At 58.1% G+C, this 13,492-nt stretch carries 12 protein-coding genes; 5 read left to right on the forward strand and 7 right to left on the reverse strand.

Features of this window, described 5'->3' with window-relative positions; translation table 11 throughout:
- Positions 1 to 45 precede the first annotated feature (45 nt).
- Complete coding sequence (locus ASB66_RS02435) at positions 46 to 1,830, forward strand: gamma-glutamyltransferase family protein (protein WP_060717255.1); 1,785 nt, start codon at positions 46 to 48, stop codon at positions 1,828 to 1,830.
- A gap of 46 nt (positions 1,831 to 1,876) precedes the next feature.
- Complete coding sequence (locus ASB66_RS02440; protein ID WP_060717256.1) at positions 1,877 to 3,709, forward strand: ABC transporter ATP-binding protein; 1,833 nt, start codon at positions 1,877 to 1,879, stop codon at positions 3,707 to 3,709.
- 30 nt (positions 3,710 to 3,739) lie between these two features.
- On the opposite strand, the gene ASB66_RS02445 is transcribed toward ASB66_RS02440, so the two are convergent.
- The 4 genes from ASB66_RS02445 to ASB66_RS02460 are packed head-to-tail and all read right to left on the reverse strand — an operon-like array spanning position 3,740 to position 6,588.
- Entirely contained in the window at positions 3,740 to 4,894 is a 1,155-nt protein-coding gene (locus ASB66_RS02445) for a glutathionylspermidine synthase family protein (protein WP_060717257.1), read from the reverse strand.
- A gap of 1 nt (position 4,895) precedes the next feature.
- Complete coding sequence (locus ASB66_RS02450; protein WP_060717258.1) at positions 4,896 to 5,489, reverse strand: DUF1190 domain-containing protein; 594 nt, start codon at positions 5,487 to 5,489, stop codon at positions 4,896 to 4,898.
- Between the two features lie 10 nt (positions 5,490 to 5,499).
- Positions 5,500 to 5,901 carry a DUF350 domain-containing protein gene (locus ASB66_RS02455; protein ID WP_060717259.1) on the reverse strand — a complete coding sequence of 134 codons (402 nt, stop codon included), beginning with the start codon at positions 5,899 to 5,901 and terminating at the stop codon, positions 5,500 to 5,502.
- A 27-nt stretch (positions 5,902 to 5,928) separates the two neighbouring features.
- On the reverse strand, positions 5,929 to 6,588 hold the full coding sequence (locus ASB66_RS02460; protein ID WP_060717260.1) for a YjfK family protein: 660 nt from the start codon (positions 6,586 to 6,588) through the stop codon (positions 5,929 to 5,931).
- Positions 6,589 to 6,867: 279 nt separating this feature from the next.
- Here ASB66_RS02460 and ASB66_RS02465 point away from each other — a divergent pair, with 279 nt between their 5' ends.
- Together ASB66_RS02465 and ASB66_RS02470 are read left to right on the forward strand one after the other, a co-directional pair.
- Positions 6,868 to 7,314 carry a YjfI family protein gene (locus tag ASB66_RS02465; protein ID WP_060717261.1) on the forward strand — a complete coding sequence of 149 codons (447 nt, stop codon included), beginning with the start codon at positions 6,868 to 6,870 and terminating at the stop codon, positions 7,312 to 7,314.
- On the forward strand, positions 7,311 to 8,048 hold the full coding sequence (locus ASB66_RS02470) for a PspA/IM30 family protein (RefSeq protein ID WP_060717262.1): 738 nt from the start codon (positions 7,311 to 7,313) through the stop codon (positions 8,046 to 8,048). Before ASB66_RS02465 ends, ASB66_RS02470 begins: the two co-directional genes overlap by 4 nt.
- A 95-nt stretch (positions 8,049 to 8,143) precedes the next feature.
- Here ASB66_RS02470 and ASB66_RS02475 read toward each other — a convergent pair whose 3' ends face one another.
- From ASB66_RS02475 to ASB66_RS02485, 3 genes are all read right to left on the reverse strand, one after another.
- On the reverse strand, positions 8,144 to 9,490 hold the full coding sequence (locus tag ASB66_RS02475) for an SLC13 family permease (protein ID WP_060717263.1): 1,347 nt from the start codon (positions 9,488 to 9,490) through the stop codon (positions 8,144 to 8,146).
- A gap of 129 nt (positions 9,491 to 9,619) precedes the next feature.
- On the reverse strand, positions 9,620 to 11,134 hold the full coding sequence (locus tag ASB66_RS02480) for a malonate--CoA ligase (protein WP_060717264.1): 1,515 nt from the start codon (positions 11,132 to 11,134) through the stop codon (positions 9,620 to 9,622).
- 96 nt (positions 11,135 to 11,230) lie between these two features.
- A complete protein-coding gene (locus ASB66_RS02485) occupies positions 11,231 to 12,628 on the reverse strand; it encodes a malonyl-CoA decarboxylase (RefSeq protein ID WP_060717265.1) in 1,398 nt (465 codons plus the stop codon).
- 167 nt (positions 12,629 to 12,795) lie between these two features.
- Here ASB66_RS02485 and ASB66_RS02490 point away from each other — a divergent pair, with 167 nt between their 5' ends.
- Positions 12,796 to 13,446: a GntR family transcriptional regulator gene (locus tag ASB66_RS02490; RefSeq protein ID WP_060717566.1), complete on the forward strand. Its 651-nt coding sequence runs from the start codon at positions 12,796 to 12,798 to the stop codon at positions 13,444 to 13,446.
- Positions 13,447 to 13,492: the final 46 nt, after the last annotated feature.

The raw sequence follows: 13,492 nt of genomic DNA on the forward strand, positions 1-13,492 counted from the left end.
CAAACAGCCAAGACACACCTCCATTTCAATTCTGGGATAGATGCTATGACTGATTTTACCACCCGGCCTGAAATTCTCGGCACCTTTGGCGTCGTTGCCTCCACCCACTGGATTGCCTCTGCCGTCGGCATGGCCATATTGGAAAAGGGCGGAAACGCCTTCGATGCCGCCGTCGCCACCGGCTTCGTGCTGCAAGTTGTCGAGCCGCATTTGTGCGGCCCGGGTGGCGATATGCCCGCCGTGATCTACTCGAAAAAGAAGGACAAGGTTGAGGTCATCTGCGCTCAAGGGACGGCACCGGCGGGCGCGACCATCGAGCATTACACGGCGGAAGGGTTGGATCTCATTCCCGGTGATGGTCTGCTGGCAACCGTTATACCCGGCGCCTTCGACGGCTGGATGCTGATGCTGCGCGATTACGGCACGATGAGCGTGCGTGACGTGCTGGAGCCAGCCATTTATTACGCTGAAAAAGGCCATCCGGTTCTGGCGAGAGTCTCGGCCACTATCAAAGGACTTGGCAGTTTCTTCGAACAGCATTGGCCAACCTCGCACCAGACCTGGTTGCCGGACGGTTTTGCCCCGGAGCCGAATAGCTTGTTCACCAATCCGGTTCTGGCCGAGACCTGGAAGCGGATTATTGCGGAAGCCGAGGCCAAATCCGGTCGCGAGGCGCAGATTGAAGCAGCGCGCGACGCCTTTTACCGTGGTTTTGTTGCCGAACAGATCGATCGCTATGTCCAATCCACGGCGGTGATGGATGCGAGTGGTGCCTGCCACAAAGGCGTGTTGACGGCTGACGATATGGCCAGTTGGTTTGCAACCATAGAGGAGCCGCAAACCTTCGATTATCACGGTTGGACCGTGGCCAAGACCGGACCGTGGGGGCAGGGGCCGGTGCTGTTGCAGGCCCTTTCCCTTTTGAAAGGTTTCGATATTGCGGCTATGGCGTCCGATGGTTCGGATTTTGTTCACACCGTCACCGAGGCCATGAAGCTGGCCTATGCCGACCGCGAGATTTACTATGGCGATCCGGCCTTCGCTAAGGTGCCGATGCAGCATTTGCTGAGTGAGACCTATGCCACGGAGCGTCGTGCATTGATCGGCGAGACGGCGTCTTTCGATCTGGTGCCGGGCCGGGTTGCGGGCTTTGAAGACCAATATACCCGCACCATGGAGATGTTGGGTGCCACGTCGAAAACCGGGGCGGTGTTTGAGCCGACCATGGCGCATTTGAGCGAAAAGCGCGGTGATACCGTGCATATCGATGTGATCGACCGCGACGGCAATATGGTGTCCGTCACGCCATCCGGCGGCTGGCTGCAATCCTCGCCGATTGTGCCGGGGCTGGGCTTCTGCCTCAATTCCCGGGCGCAGATGTTCTGGCTCAAACCCGGCCTGCCCACCTCGCTGCAACCGGGCAAGCGCCCGCGCACCACCCTGACACCATCGATCGCGCTGTATGAGGGCCGTCCCACCCTGTCGTTTGGCACGCCCGGCGGCGACCAGCAGGATCAATGGCAGCTGTCGTTCTTCCTGCGCTACGTCCACCATGGCTTCAATCTTCAGGCCGCTATCGATCAGCCGTTGTTCCACACCTCGCATTTCCCCGGCTCGTTTTATCCGCGCACCCGCGAGCCGGGCAGCCTGATGGTGGAGAAGAATTTCCCAGAGGCGACGATTGCCGAATTGGCCAGACGCGGTCATGCCCTGACCGTCGCCGAACCATGGTCTATTGGCCGGTTGACGGCAGCGCGGCGCGATGCGGATGGACTGTTGCGGGCGGCGGCCACGCCAAGGCTGATGCAGGCCTATGCGGTGGGACGATAAGTCAAGCCTGGGGCTCTATAGAGCCGATCACCAATGAGGACCCGCCATGAGCGCGCAAACATCTGCACCGATCTTGTCCGTAGAAGGGCTGAACACCGCTTTTCTGGTGGATGGGCGCTGGAAAACCGTGGTCCGCGATGTGTCGTTCGATGTGATGGCGGGCGAGACGCTCGCCATTGTCGGCGAGAGCGGTTCGGGCAAGAGCGTGACGTCGCTATCGATCATGCGGTTGCTGGCCGACCAGACCAGCCGGACGACAGGCAGGATCATGCTGGAGGGCCGTGATCTGATGGCTTTATCCCCAAAGGCCATGCGCAACGTGCGCGGCAGGGATATGGCGATGATCTTCCAAGAGCCGATGACCAGCCTCAATCCGATTTTCACCATCGGACGGCAGATTTCCGAGGCCTTGATTGCCCATGGCGGTCTCTCCAAAGGCGAGGCGCGGGCGCAGACCATCCACCTCCTGGACAAGGTTCGCATTCCCAATGCCGGGGCGCGGTTTGATGATTATCCGCATCAATTCTCGGGCGGAATGCGCCAGCGGGTGATGATCGCCATGGCTCTGGCGCTGAAACCGAAAATCCTGATCGCCGACGAGCCGACCACGGCCCTTGACGTGACGATCCAGGGCCAGATCCTTGATCTCGTCAAGCAATTGCAGGCGGAAGAGGGCATGTCGGTGCTGTTCATCACCCATGACATGGGCGTCGTGGCCGAAATTGCCGACCGCACCATGGTGATGTTTCGCGGCGATGTGGTGGAAACCGGCACGACGAGCGATGTTTTTCACAAGGGCCGACATCCCTATACCCGCGCCCTGCTCTCTGCGGTTCCACGCCTGGGAGAAATGGGCGATGCTGCCTGGCCACGGCGCTTTCCGGTGGTGGATATGGCGACCGGCGAACGGGTGGAGCCCACGGTTGTCGCCGATACTGTCGAGCGGGGCCTGACGCCGGTTCTCCAGGTGCGGGATCTGGTGACGCGCTTCGACATCAAGGGTGGGTTGTTCGGCAGAAAAACCGGCGTGATCCATGCTGTGGAGGATGTCTCCTTCGATCTTTTCCAGGGCGAAACATTATCGCTGGTGGGAGAATCCGGCTGCGGAAAGTCAACCACCGGACGTTCCGTCATGCGGCTGATCAATCCGCTCAGCGGCTCGGTCCAACTGGACGGCTATGATGTCCTCTCCCTTCGGGGTCCCGATATCAACCGGATGCGCCGCTCCATCCAGATGATTTTTCAAGACCCCTTCGCCAGCCTCAATCCGCGTATGACCGTCGGTGCTTCGGTGGCCGAGCCGATCACCACGCACCGGCTGGCCACGCACCGGCAAGCGCGGGACAAAGCCGCCGACCTGATGGAGCGGGTGGGCCTCAGCGCCGATATGGCCAACCGCTATCCGCACGAGTTTTCCGGCGGACAGCGCCAGCGTATTGCCATTGCCCGGGCGCTGGCGCTGGACCCGAAAGTCATCGTCGCCGATGAAAGTGTGTCGGCCCTCGACGTGTCCATTAAGGCGCAGGTCTGCAATCTGCTGATGGATTTGCAGGCTAGCTTGAAAATCGCTTTTCTGTTCATTTCCCACGACATGGCGGTAGTGGAGCGGGTCAGCCACCGGGTGGCGGTGATGTATTTGGGCGAAATCGTCGAGATCGGCCCGAGAGCTACTGTCTTCTCCAACCCGCAACATCCCTATACCCGAAAGCTGATGAAAGCCGTGCCGGTACCCGATCCTTCCCGCCGAAATATCCGGCGCGATCTGGACAGCGAAGAGCTGAAAAGCCCGGTGCGCCCGCTCGGCTATCAACCGCCCAAAAGACGCTATGAACAGGTGTCACAGGGCCACATGGTCATGCGGGATGAAGCCAAGATATGATAGGATTTCGGACAAATCCGCAGTGAAAATTCAGATGATCACATGTGGCACAAAACGCGAGAGATTGGCGGTGATACGGGAGCGGTCCTCGCGGATGCCAAGGGCGCAGGCGCGATCACCGACAATCCAGCTGCCGAGCACTGCAAAGCCTGCCTCGCTCTTAAACAGCGGAGCATAGGCTTGAACGATAAATCCTTCCTCGCCGTAATCGCCTGGGGTGGCAATGGATGCCTCGCCCTTTTGGAAAAGCGTGACGTTTTCGCCTTCGCGTGACAGAAGCGGTTTTCGCACGTAGTCGCCAAAGCTTGAGGCGGCGGGATCGTCCGCAAAGAAGCTCGGCAACAGATTGGGGTGATTGGGGTGCCGTTGCCATAGCAGCGGCAGCAGCCCTTTGTTGGACAGCAGGGATTTCCAGGCTGGCTCTACAAACACATCACCAGATCTTGCCAATTGGCGCGAGAACGGCTCGCGCAGCATGAATTCCCAGGGGTAAAGCTTGAAACACTGGTCGATCACCCGGTCTTGCAGATCCGTAAAGCGCCCTTCTTCATCGATGCCGATATCGCCGATATCGAGAAGTTCGACGCGATGGCCCGCCTGGAGGGCGCAGTCCATCAGATAGACCGTGGTGCCGCGATCTTCTTCGTTATCGGTCATCGCCGCGAAATGGAAAATCGACTGTTTTGGAAACTGCTCGAACGCTTCCACAAGACTTTCCTGCAACAGGTTATACTGGTCGGCATCGGCGGGCAGCGCGCCAAGCGCCTGCTGGTCGGTGAGCCAATTGAATTGGAAATAGGCTGTCTCAAAGACCGAGGTCGGCGTATCGGCATTATATTCCAGCAGCTTGGCAGGGCCTTCACCATCATAGGCGAGATCGAAACGCCCATAAAGATGCCGGTCCTGACGCTGCCAGGATCTGCGTACCACGTCGCGGAGATCGTCTGGAATGGCCAGCCGGTCGAGTGCTTCCTCATTGCCGACGATATCGCCGATCAGGTCCATACACATGTCGTGCAGTTCCTGGCTTGGCGCCTCTATGCGGGTCTCGATCTCGTCCAGGGAGAACACATAGGCGGCATCGTCCACCCAATAGGGCTCGCCATACATTTCATGAAATCCAAAGCCGACGGCACGCGCCTTGTCGCGCCAATCTGGACGTTCCGCAACGGTAATGCGCTTCATGTCAGCCGCCGAAACTGAAGGAGGACCGTCCCCCGAAGCCCTGGCGGCTCACCGTGCGGGTATTGACATTGGCGGGCTTAGAGCTTGACGGAGCAAGGATCGTATCGCGGCCTTTGTTGATGGTCACTGTCTGGCCGCTGCGGTTGCGATAAATCGGCGTGCTGCCTCCGCCATAGCCTCCTCCGCCATAGCTGCTGCCTTGCGTCGCTTCCCGCTGGTATCGATAATAGTCGCCAATATTGTTAATGGTCGAAGACAGCAGGTAGCCGGCCATGAAGGGCATGAAAAAGCTGCCACCACCTGTGCCACCTGTATTGGGCGCTGTCTGCTGCACGCATTGTTTTGCGCCATATTCGGCCTCGCAGGCGGCCATGCCATCAAAGCGCGGTGCGTTGGCCAGATGGGCTTTGACGGCATCCTGGTAGGCCGTCTGACACACTTCGCGATCCATTCCTTGAGAGATGCATTGATCGACGGAGGTGAAGGTGCGCTCGGTGGGCGCATCCTCGCCGCAGCCGGAGAGCAGCAGGCTGGAGGCGGCGATGGTACCAAGGGCGAGGATCGGGGGCGTTCGCCCGCTTAAACGTCTGCGCATCCTGGCCTCCTCAATAGGTCATGCAGGCAGCATTGAGAATGCCGATGATCAGCGCGATGCCACCGCCCCAAAGGCCTGCGGCAATATCACCGGCGGTGATTTTCTCATGCAGATCCTTCATGGTGAAATTGGCGATGTAAAAGGCGAAAATCTGCACGAGGATGCCGACAATTGCCCAGAGAATATAGTCGATGATGCTGACCGAATTGGCCGCCGCCGAGGCAAGCGGCAGGCTGAACCCCATGAGCGCACCGAGAAATGCTGTGACCGCCGCCAGATTGCCCGCCCTGATCAATTCAACTTCCTTATGGGGCGTCAGCCACGTGTAAATCGCCGCAAAAACACCATAGGCCGCGATGCCAATGAAGAAATAACCCAGAAAGGCCGGAAGTCCCGCCATGTAGTTCAGCATTCATATGCCCCTTGGTAAAGATTTTGGTCAGACGCGACGGACATCGGCGGCACCGATACCGTAGCCAATGAGAAATTCGACAGAGCGGCCCGCCTGTGCCTGGGAGGGATCGAGATCCCGTTCCACATTGATCAGCAGCATTTCCTGCGTGGACCCAAGCGGCCGGTAATACAGCATGCAGGATTGATGGATCGAGCGACTGGTCTCGCCATCCTGTACCTCTTCAACGAACTGAACGGTCTCGGCGCGTTCCGGCCCTTCGCCCCAGAAGCGGTTGAACAGGATGCCGTCAGCATCGTAAGTGGAACCCCCGATCATGCCTGATGGTCCCGTCCAGCGGCTCCATTCGCTCTGGCTGACCGGCACGACGCTATCCCATGGGCGGTAGAAACTGATATCCTCTATGCCATCGCCGGGCATGCCGGATGGCGACATAACCTGGATCATATGGTGGTTTTCATCGTAATAACGCGACAGGACCGATGCTGCATCGAGCCGGACTTCCCCATAGGCGGCAATGATAAAAGCGCCGCTTTGAGGTAACGGCATCGCCGGTTGAGCCCCCAGCGTGTCGGCCTCCAGCGACAGGAAATCAAGATCGAGCGCGCCACCGATGACGGCCCCCAGGGGGCCGAATTCCTTTTGCATTGGCTTTTCGGTCTTGCGTCCGCTGAACCAGCCCAACATCAAGCATCTCCTATAAGGCACAATCGATAGCTGCGGTGAATATGGCATTAAGATTGAAAAGAGCAACCTTGACCATCATTCTATCGTCGTGGAAAACCGGCAGGATTAAGCGACAAGAGAGCGACCGCTCCTTGAAAACGACGAGAGGAAAAAAGCGGCAAGGGCGCAGAGGTCTTCATTTGGCCCCTGTCTTTACGGCGTTTTCTACGCAAACTATTTAGCATAACAGGCTTTTAACTGCCTGCCGGAATACCCAGATAATGCTCAGAATTTCAACCGATGGAGGAATGTTTGGAACCCTGGACTTTGACGAGCTTGACCCGTCTGTTTGCAGCTGATCCTGAGGCGCTCGGCGATGTCGATGTGACCGTGCCTGAAAGCGGCGACGTGATCTGCGTAACGCTGAAGGAAAAGGGTGACATGGATGTCTTCGTCGCGGTCAGCGGCGAACGTGATATTCTCGCAAGCATCGTTTTGGTGCCATGTGATGACGTGCCGAACCGCGCGGATTTCGAGCGAATGGTTTTGAAGACCCATAAGTTCGTGCCGCTCTCCAGCTTCGGCATTACCGTCATCGACGGTGAGGAATGGTATGAGCTGTTCGGGTCGCTCTCAACCCGCTCACGGGCTGAAACGGTCGTTGAGGAAGTGGCTATTCTGGCTGCCAATGCGGTGGACGCAGCTGTCATGATCGAGGAATGGAAGAACGGGGAGATGGCGGCATGAGCACCTGGGCAAAGATTTTCACCGCCATTCGCGGCGGCGTCAATGAGGTGGCAGAGGCTGCTGCCGATAGTCAGTCCATGCGTATTCTGGATCAGGAGCTTCGGGACGCCGAGCAGTCCTTGCGCCGAGCGCGCTCAGATCTGGCTGGGATCATGGCATCCAACAAAAGTGTCATGCGCCGGCTGGAAGAGGCCCGCGCCAAGGAGTTGAAGGATAGCGAAAGCGCCCGCGCCGCCGTCAATGCTGGCCGTATGGACCTTGCCCAAGGTCTTGCGCAGCGTATTGCCAATATCCGTGGCGAGATCCAGCGTGACGAAGAGGAATTGAACCGCCTGTTGCCGCGCCAGCAACAGATGCTGCGCACCATCCAGGACACCGAAGCGCGCATTACCCAGATGAAGCGCGAAGTGGAAAATGTGAAGGCAAATGAATCGCTGCTGCGGGCGCAATCGGCCATTTCACATAGCCAGTCTGGTATTAACACCCGTCTTGGCAGCGCGGTGGAAAGCCTTGAGCGGATCAAGAAACGCCAGGAAATCACCGCAGGCCGTATCGAGGCCGGTGCGGAACTGGCGGCACTGGAAAATGGCAGTGATCTTGATCGTCAACTGCGGGAAGCAGGCATTGGTGGTTCCAGCCAATCGGCGGAGGATGTGCTGAAGCAGTTGATGGCCCCCAGCGGTTCCGGCGCTCAGGTTCTTCTGCCTGCGCCTGCCGACAAGGTTGATCGCTAAGAAAAGGGACGCGATTTTAAGGACACGCGAACCTGAGCCGAAATAATCCAGAATAAACCAGGTGGAACGCTGATACGTTCCACCTGGTTTTCCTATCAAATGATGCCGGGCACGACGAAGACAAGCCAGGCGATGACCGGCCCGATCAGCGCGATCAGGGCGCTATAGATTAGCATTTGGCGCATAACCTTGTCGCGTTGCTCATCTGGCGCATTGGCAACGACCAGGGCTCCATTTGTCGAGAAGGGGCTGGTATCGACAATCGTTGTCGAGATCGCAATCGCCGCAACTACGCCGACAGCGCTGATATGCCCTTGCAGCAGGAAGGGAACGGCGAGCGGGATAATCGCCCCAAGCAAAGCTGTTGATGAAGCGAAGGCCGAGACGATGGCGCCTGTGAAGCAGAGCAGCAAGGCTACAAGGAGCGGCATGCCGAGGCTGGAGATGCCATGGGCGACGTAATCGATGGTGCCTGCCTTTTCCATCACGCCGACATAGGTGATGATGCCGGAGATCAGCAGTACGGTTGACCAGCTTACCTTGTCGATGGCTGCCTTTTGCGTTGTGGGCGAAAGCAGAGCCAGCAAAACCGCAACGGTGATCGCCACCAGGCCCACATTGAACTTGAACACCAGAGCCCCGACGCCGAGCGCGGTAAGACCGATCAGGGTCGTGATCTTCTCGGTCGTCAACCGGACCTTTGTCTGAGTGTCTGCGGCTGTGCCATAGGCATGGTCACGGAATGGCTTGGCAGGTGTACCGCCATGGCCCTTTATCGAGGCCGAGATGCCTTCAGGATGAAGCTCGGGCAGGGGGCCTTTGACAGAGGATCTCTGTTTCAGAATCGAAAGGCCGCCGAAAACGAAGAAGACCAGAACGGCAATCGCCAGGTTGAAGAAGAAGCTGGAGAGAAACAGCGAGGTTGGTGCGAAGGGAAGACCAGCCTTGGCAACGATCTGGTTGGTAATGCCGCCATAGATGCTGATCGGCGAGAACCCGCCTGCCTGTGCGCCGTGAATGACCATCAAGCCCATCAAAACCGGATGGATGCGGTATTGAACGGCAAAGCTGAGTGCCACGGGCGCGAGGATGGCCACTGCGGCGGGCCCGAGGGCACCGAAGCCGGTGATGATCGCTGCAACGAGGAACATCACCCAGGGTATCCACCCGACCCGCCCGCGAACCATCCGGACAGACCGTTCCACAAGCCAATCGATGGTTCCGTTAATCTGAGCGATAGCAAAGAGATAGGTGACGGCCACCAGTGTGAGGAACAGGTCGGCGGGAAAACCCGCAAAAATGTCGGCGGGCTTCATGCCGATAATCAGCGAGCCCAGCACGAAGGTGCAGCCAAAGGCCAGAACACCCATATTGATTGGCTGGATCGTCGCGATGATGAAGATCGCAACCAACAGCCCTATAGATAGGATTTCAATGTTCATAGGTCCCCTCCCTGCGGCGTGATGAGCGCCGGCAGCGTGTGTATATTCAGATTGGATATCTCTGCACGCGCCCCTCCCAAATGACGCGGCTTAACCCGGGAGCCATTGGAGTGCGCTCCCGGGTTTTAATCAGGCTGCCGCGTAAAGATCGGCATATTGCTGGCGCAGAACATTCTTCTGGACCTTGCCCATCGTGTTGCGCGGCAGGTCTTCCAGGAAAATAATGCGCTTGGGCTGCTTATAACGGGCAAGCCGATCCTGAAGCGCGTTGAGGATTGCCTTCTCATCCAGCGAGACGCCCGGCTTGCAGATGACAATGGCGGTTACGCCTTCGCCAAAATCCGGGTGGGGTACGCCGATAACAGCACTTTCGACCACGCCTTCAAGCTGGTCGATCTCGCTTTCGACCTCTTTGGGATAGATATTGTATCCGCCTGAGATCACCAGATCCTTGCCGCGCCCAACGATATGGACATAGCCGTTCTCATCAATCTTGCCGAGATCGCCGCTGATGAAGAAACCGTCGGCGGTGAATTCCGCGGCGGTCTTTTCAGGCATCCGCCAATACCCTTTGAAGACGTTCGGTCCCTTGATTTCGATGGATCCTGTTTCCCCTGTCGGAAGAATGGCGCCGCTAGCGGGATCGGTGATGCGCACGGTCACGCCCGGCAGCGGCAGGCCGACTGTGCCTGGAACCCGGTCTCCGTCATAGGGATTGGACGTGTTCATGTTGGTTTCGGTCATGCCGTAGCGCTCAAGGATCGCTTTGCCGGTGCGTTTGCCGAACTCGACATGGGTCTCGGCCAGCAGTGGCGCCGAACCGGAGATGAAAAGGCGTATATTGGCGGTGATCTCCCGGTCCAGCTTCTGGCTTTGCAGGAGGCGCACGTAAAAGGTCGGAACGCCCATGAGAAGCGTGGCATTCGGCATCAACGACAGCACTTCGTCAGGATCGAATTTTGGCAGGAGGATCATTGATGCGCCCGACAGCAGGGTCACATTGGTGGCGACGAACAGCCCGTGCGTATGGAAAATCGGCAGGGCATGGATCAGCCGGTCATCGCTTGTGACGCGCCAGAAATCACGCAGGGTCAAGGCATTCGACAGGAGATTGTCATGGGTCAGCATCGCGCCTTTGGAGCGACCGGTCGTTCCCGACGTATAAAGGATGGCAGCGAGATCGTCGGGCGCGCGGGCGACATTGGCGAAATCGGCTGGTTCGGCGCTGGCAAGATCGATCAGCGAGCCTGAGCCGTCCACATTCAGCGTTTCGACATGCGCTCCATAGGGGGCAGCCACTTTTTTGATGGGTTCCAGAGCGGAGGAGGAGACAACCACCAGCTTCGGCTCGGCATCGCCAATGAAATAGTCCAGTTCGGCAAGCGTATAGGCGGTATTCAGCGGCAGATAGACCGCCCCGGCACGAAGGCAGGCCAGGTACAGGATCAGCGCTTCCGGGCTTTTTTCGATCTGCACGGCAATCCGGTCGCCGGGCTGAATGCCGAGCTTGGCGATAGCGCCAGCAATCTGTCCGGAAAGTGCAATCGCATCGGCATACGTCCAGATCCTGCCGCCATTGGTCAGAATGAATGGTGAACTGGGCCGTGCTGCGGCTTTGATGGCATCAAAAAGATGGTTGCTCATATTCGTCTACTCCTCCGATCATGGTGATCGCCGTCTGTGCCGTGGACCGTAAATCCGTCCCGGCTCCCAGCAGCGTGGGGTCTCTGTCCAGTTTGTTTAAGAACCGGACAGGCTTTCCGCTTTTTTGATATCCTTGGTTTTTTCGGGAAGACCCAGCTCTATTTTTCCCTGCAAGGCTTTAACGGCTGGCGACGCGGCCACTTCTCCGCGCTGTGCCAGGGCCTCGTGATTGGTCTCGATGTCCTCCAGTTTGTAGAGGTAGTTGACCATCAGCCCATGCGCCTGGCGCATCGCCTTCACGGACCTGTCGCCCAGAAAGTTGAGCCGCTCCAACCTGGCGCCATTGCCAAGGTGGAAACGAGCGACGGGATCGACCGGGCGGTTGTCCGGCGTTCTTTCGGTGATGAAATATCGTGCTGCGAGTGGCAGCAGCAAGCGTTCGATGGCATCCGCCTTGGCCTTATCGTCAGGCCATGTCGGATCATCCAGCAAGATCAGCGTGTTGCGATCCTCAGGCGACAGCGGGAAGCCGGATTTCGGATCCCTGATCTTCGAAATCCAGCGGGCAAAACCCGGAACTGGCGAGAGCGTGACGAATTCCTTGAGGCCGGGAAGATCCCGCCGCAGGTCTTCCACCACCTGCTTGATGAGAAAGTTTCCGAAGGAAATGCCGCGAAGGCCGTCCTGGCAGTTGGAAATTGAATAGAAGACCGCAGTCGTTGCGCTATCGGGGCCGATATGATCCCGGCTTTCATCAAGCACATCGGCGATGGCACTCGGTATCGAACGGGTCAGCGCCACTTCCACGAAAACGAGAGGGTCATCGCGCAGGCGGGGATGAAAAAAGGCGAAGCAGCGCCGATCTGCCGGTGCGAGCCGCCGCCGCAACTCTTCCCAGCCGGCAATCTCATGCACGGCCTCGTATTTGATGATCTTTTCCAGGATATGCGCCGGTGTCGTCCAGTCGATGGGTTGCAGCGTCAGAAAGCCACGGTTGAACCAGGAACTGAAAAGATGGGCGAAATCGGTATCGACAGCGCCAAGATCGGCGCGATCCTCCTTGGTCTCCAGCAGGCGTTCGCGCATGCGGACAAGCTTTTGCGTGCCGTTGGGCGCAAGGTTGAGGCGGCGCAAAAGTTCCTGGCGGCGTGGTTCGGCTGCATTGTGCAGCGCGATGACGGCCATGGGGCTTTTGTCGGTCCGATAGGCGTCTATCGCCTTGTCGAGCGCTGCGGCTTCCGCGCCGAAACGGTCAGACAGCATGTGCAGAAACTGGACGGCCTCTGCGGCATTGAAACGGCTCCAGCGATCCAGGATTTCCGCCGCGATTGCCATGCCCGAGGCCTCGCCGCGGCTTGAAAGCAGCATTTCACACAGGGTTTCGATGTCGGTATCGACCACCCTGTCGCGTGCCTTCGATCCCGAAAACAGCAGTGCGCGACCGCGTTCCGTGACGCCTGAAAGCAGGTCACTGAGAAAAGAGGTTCCGGCCATCCAAAATTCCTCCGATCATCCGGACGGCGCCCCCCGCGCTGCCCCTTTTATTATCATTGTCTATTCAATATCCACCGCAATATGGTATGTAAGCTGGCCCACAATGTGCACGGTGTCAACAGTCTTGTATACAAGAATGGAAAAATTGCATTATGGAGGCCGAATGCATGTCTGAAAACGCGGGGCGTTGGCTGCGGGACGAAATTGAAAATGCGATTTTGTCTCATGAATTTGCGCCCGGTCTCCGCTTGGATGAGACCTTGCTGGCCAACCGGTTCGGTGTGTCGCGCACACCGGTGCGCGAAGCGCTGATGCAGTTGAACGCCATTGGCCTTATCGAGATCCGTCCGCGCCGTGGCGCCGTGGTTATCGATCCGGGGCCACACCGTATCTATCAAATGTTCGAGGTTATGGCCGAGCTGGAAGGTCTGGCCGGTTCGCTGGCGGCCCGTCGGCTGGATGAGCAGTCCAAAGAGGCGATCCTTGATGCCCATAAGCGGTGTGAAATCTCCGCGGGCGCTGGCGATAGCGATAGCTATTATTATGACAACGAGGCCTTTCACAAGGCGATCTATGCGGCAAGCCGGAGCGAATTTCTGGAGGAGCAGTGCAATCAGTTGCATCGTCGCCTGCGACCCTACAGGCGGCTGCAATTGCGGGTGCGCAACCGCTTGTCGACATCATTTTCCGAACATGCGGCGATTGTCGAGGCGCTTTTTCGAGGCGATGTCGAGGAGACAAGACGGTTGCTCGGAATGCATGTGGCCGTTCAGGGTGAAAGGTTCAGCGACCTTGTTGCCAATATGGCTGCCCGGTGATTAGGATGTCATAATCGCATTTTTGTCTCTTGGGCAGACTGTAAGC

Origin of the sequence: Gillisella vitis, assembly GCF_001541345.2 — a bacterium.
GTDB lineage: Bacteria > Pseudomonadota > Alphaproteobacteria > Rhizobiales > Rhizobiaceae > Allorhizobium > Allorhizobium vitis.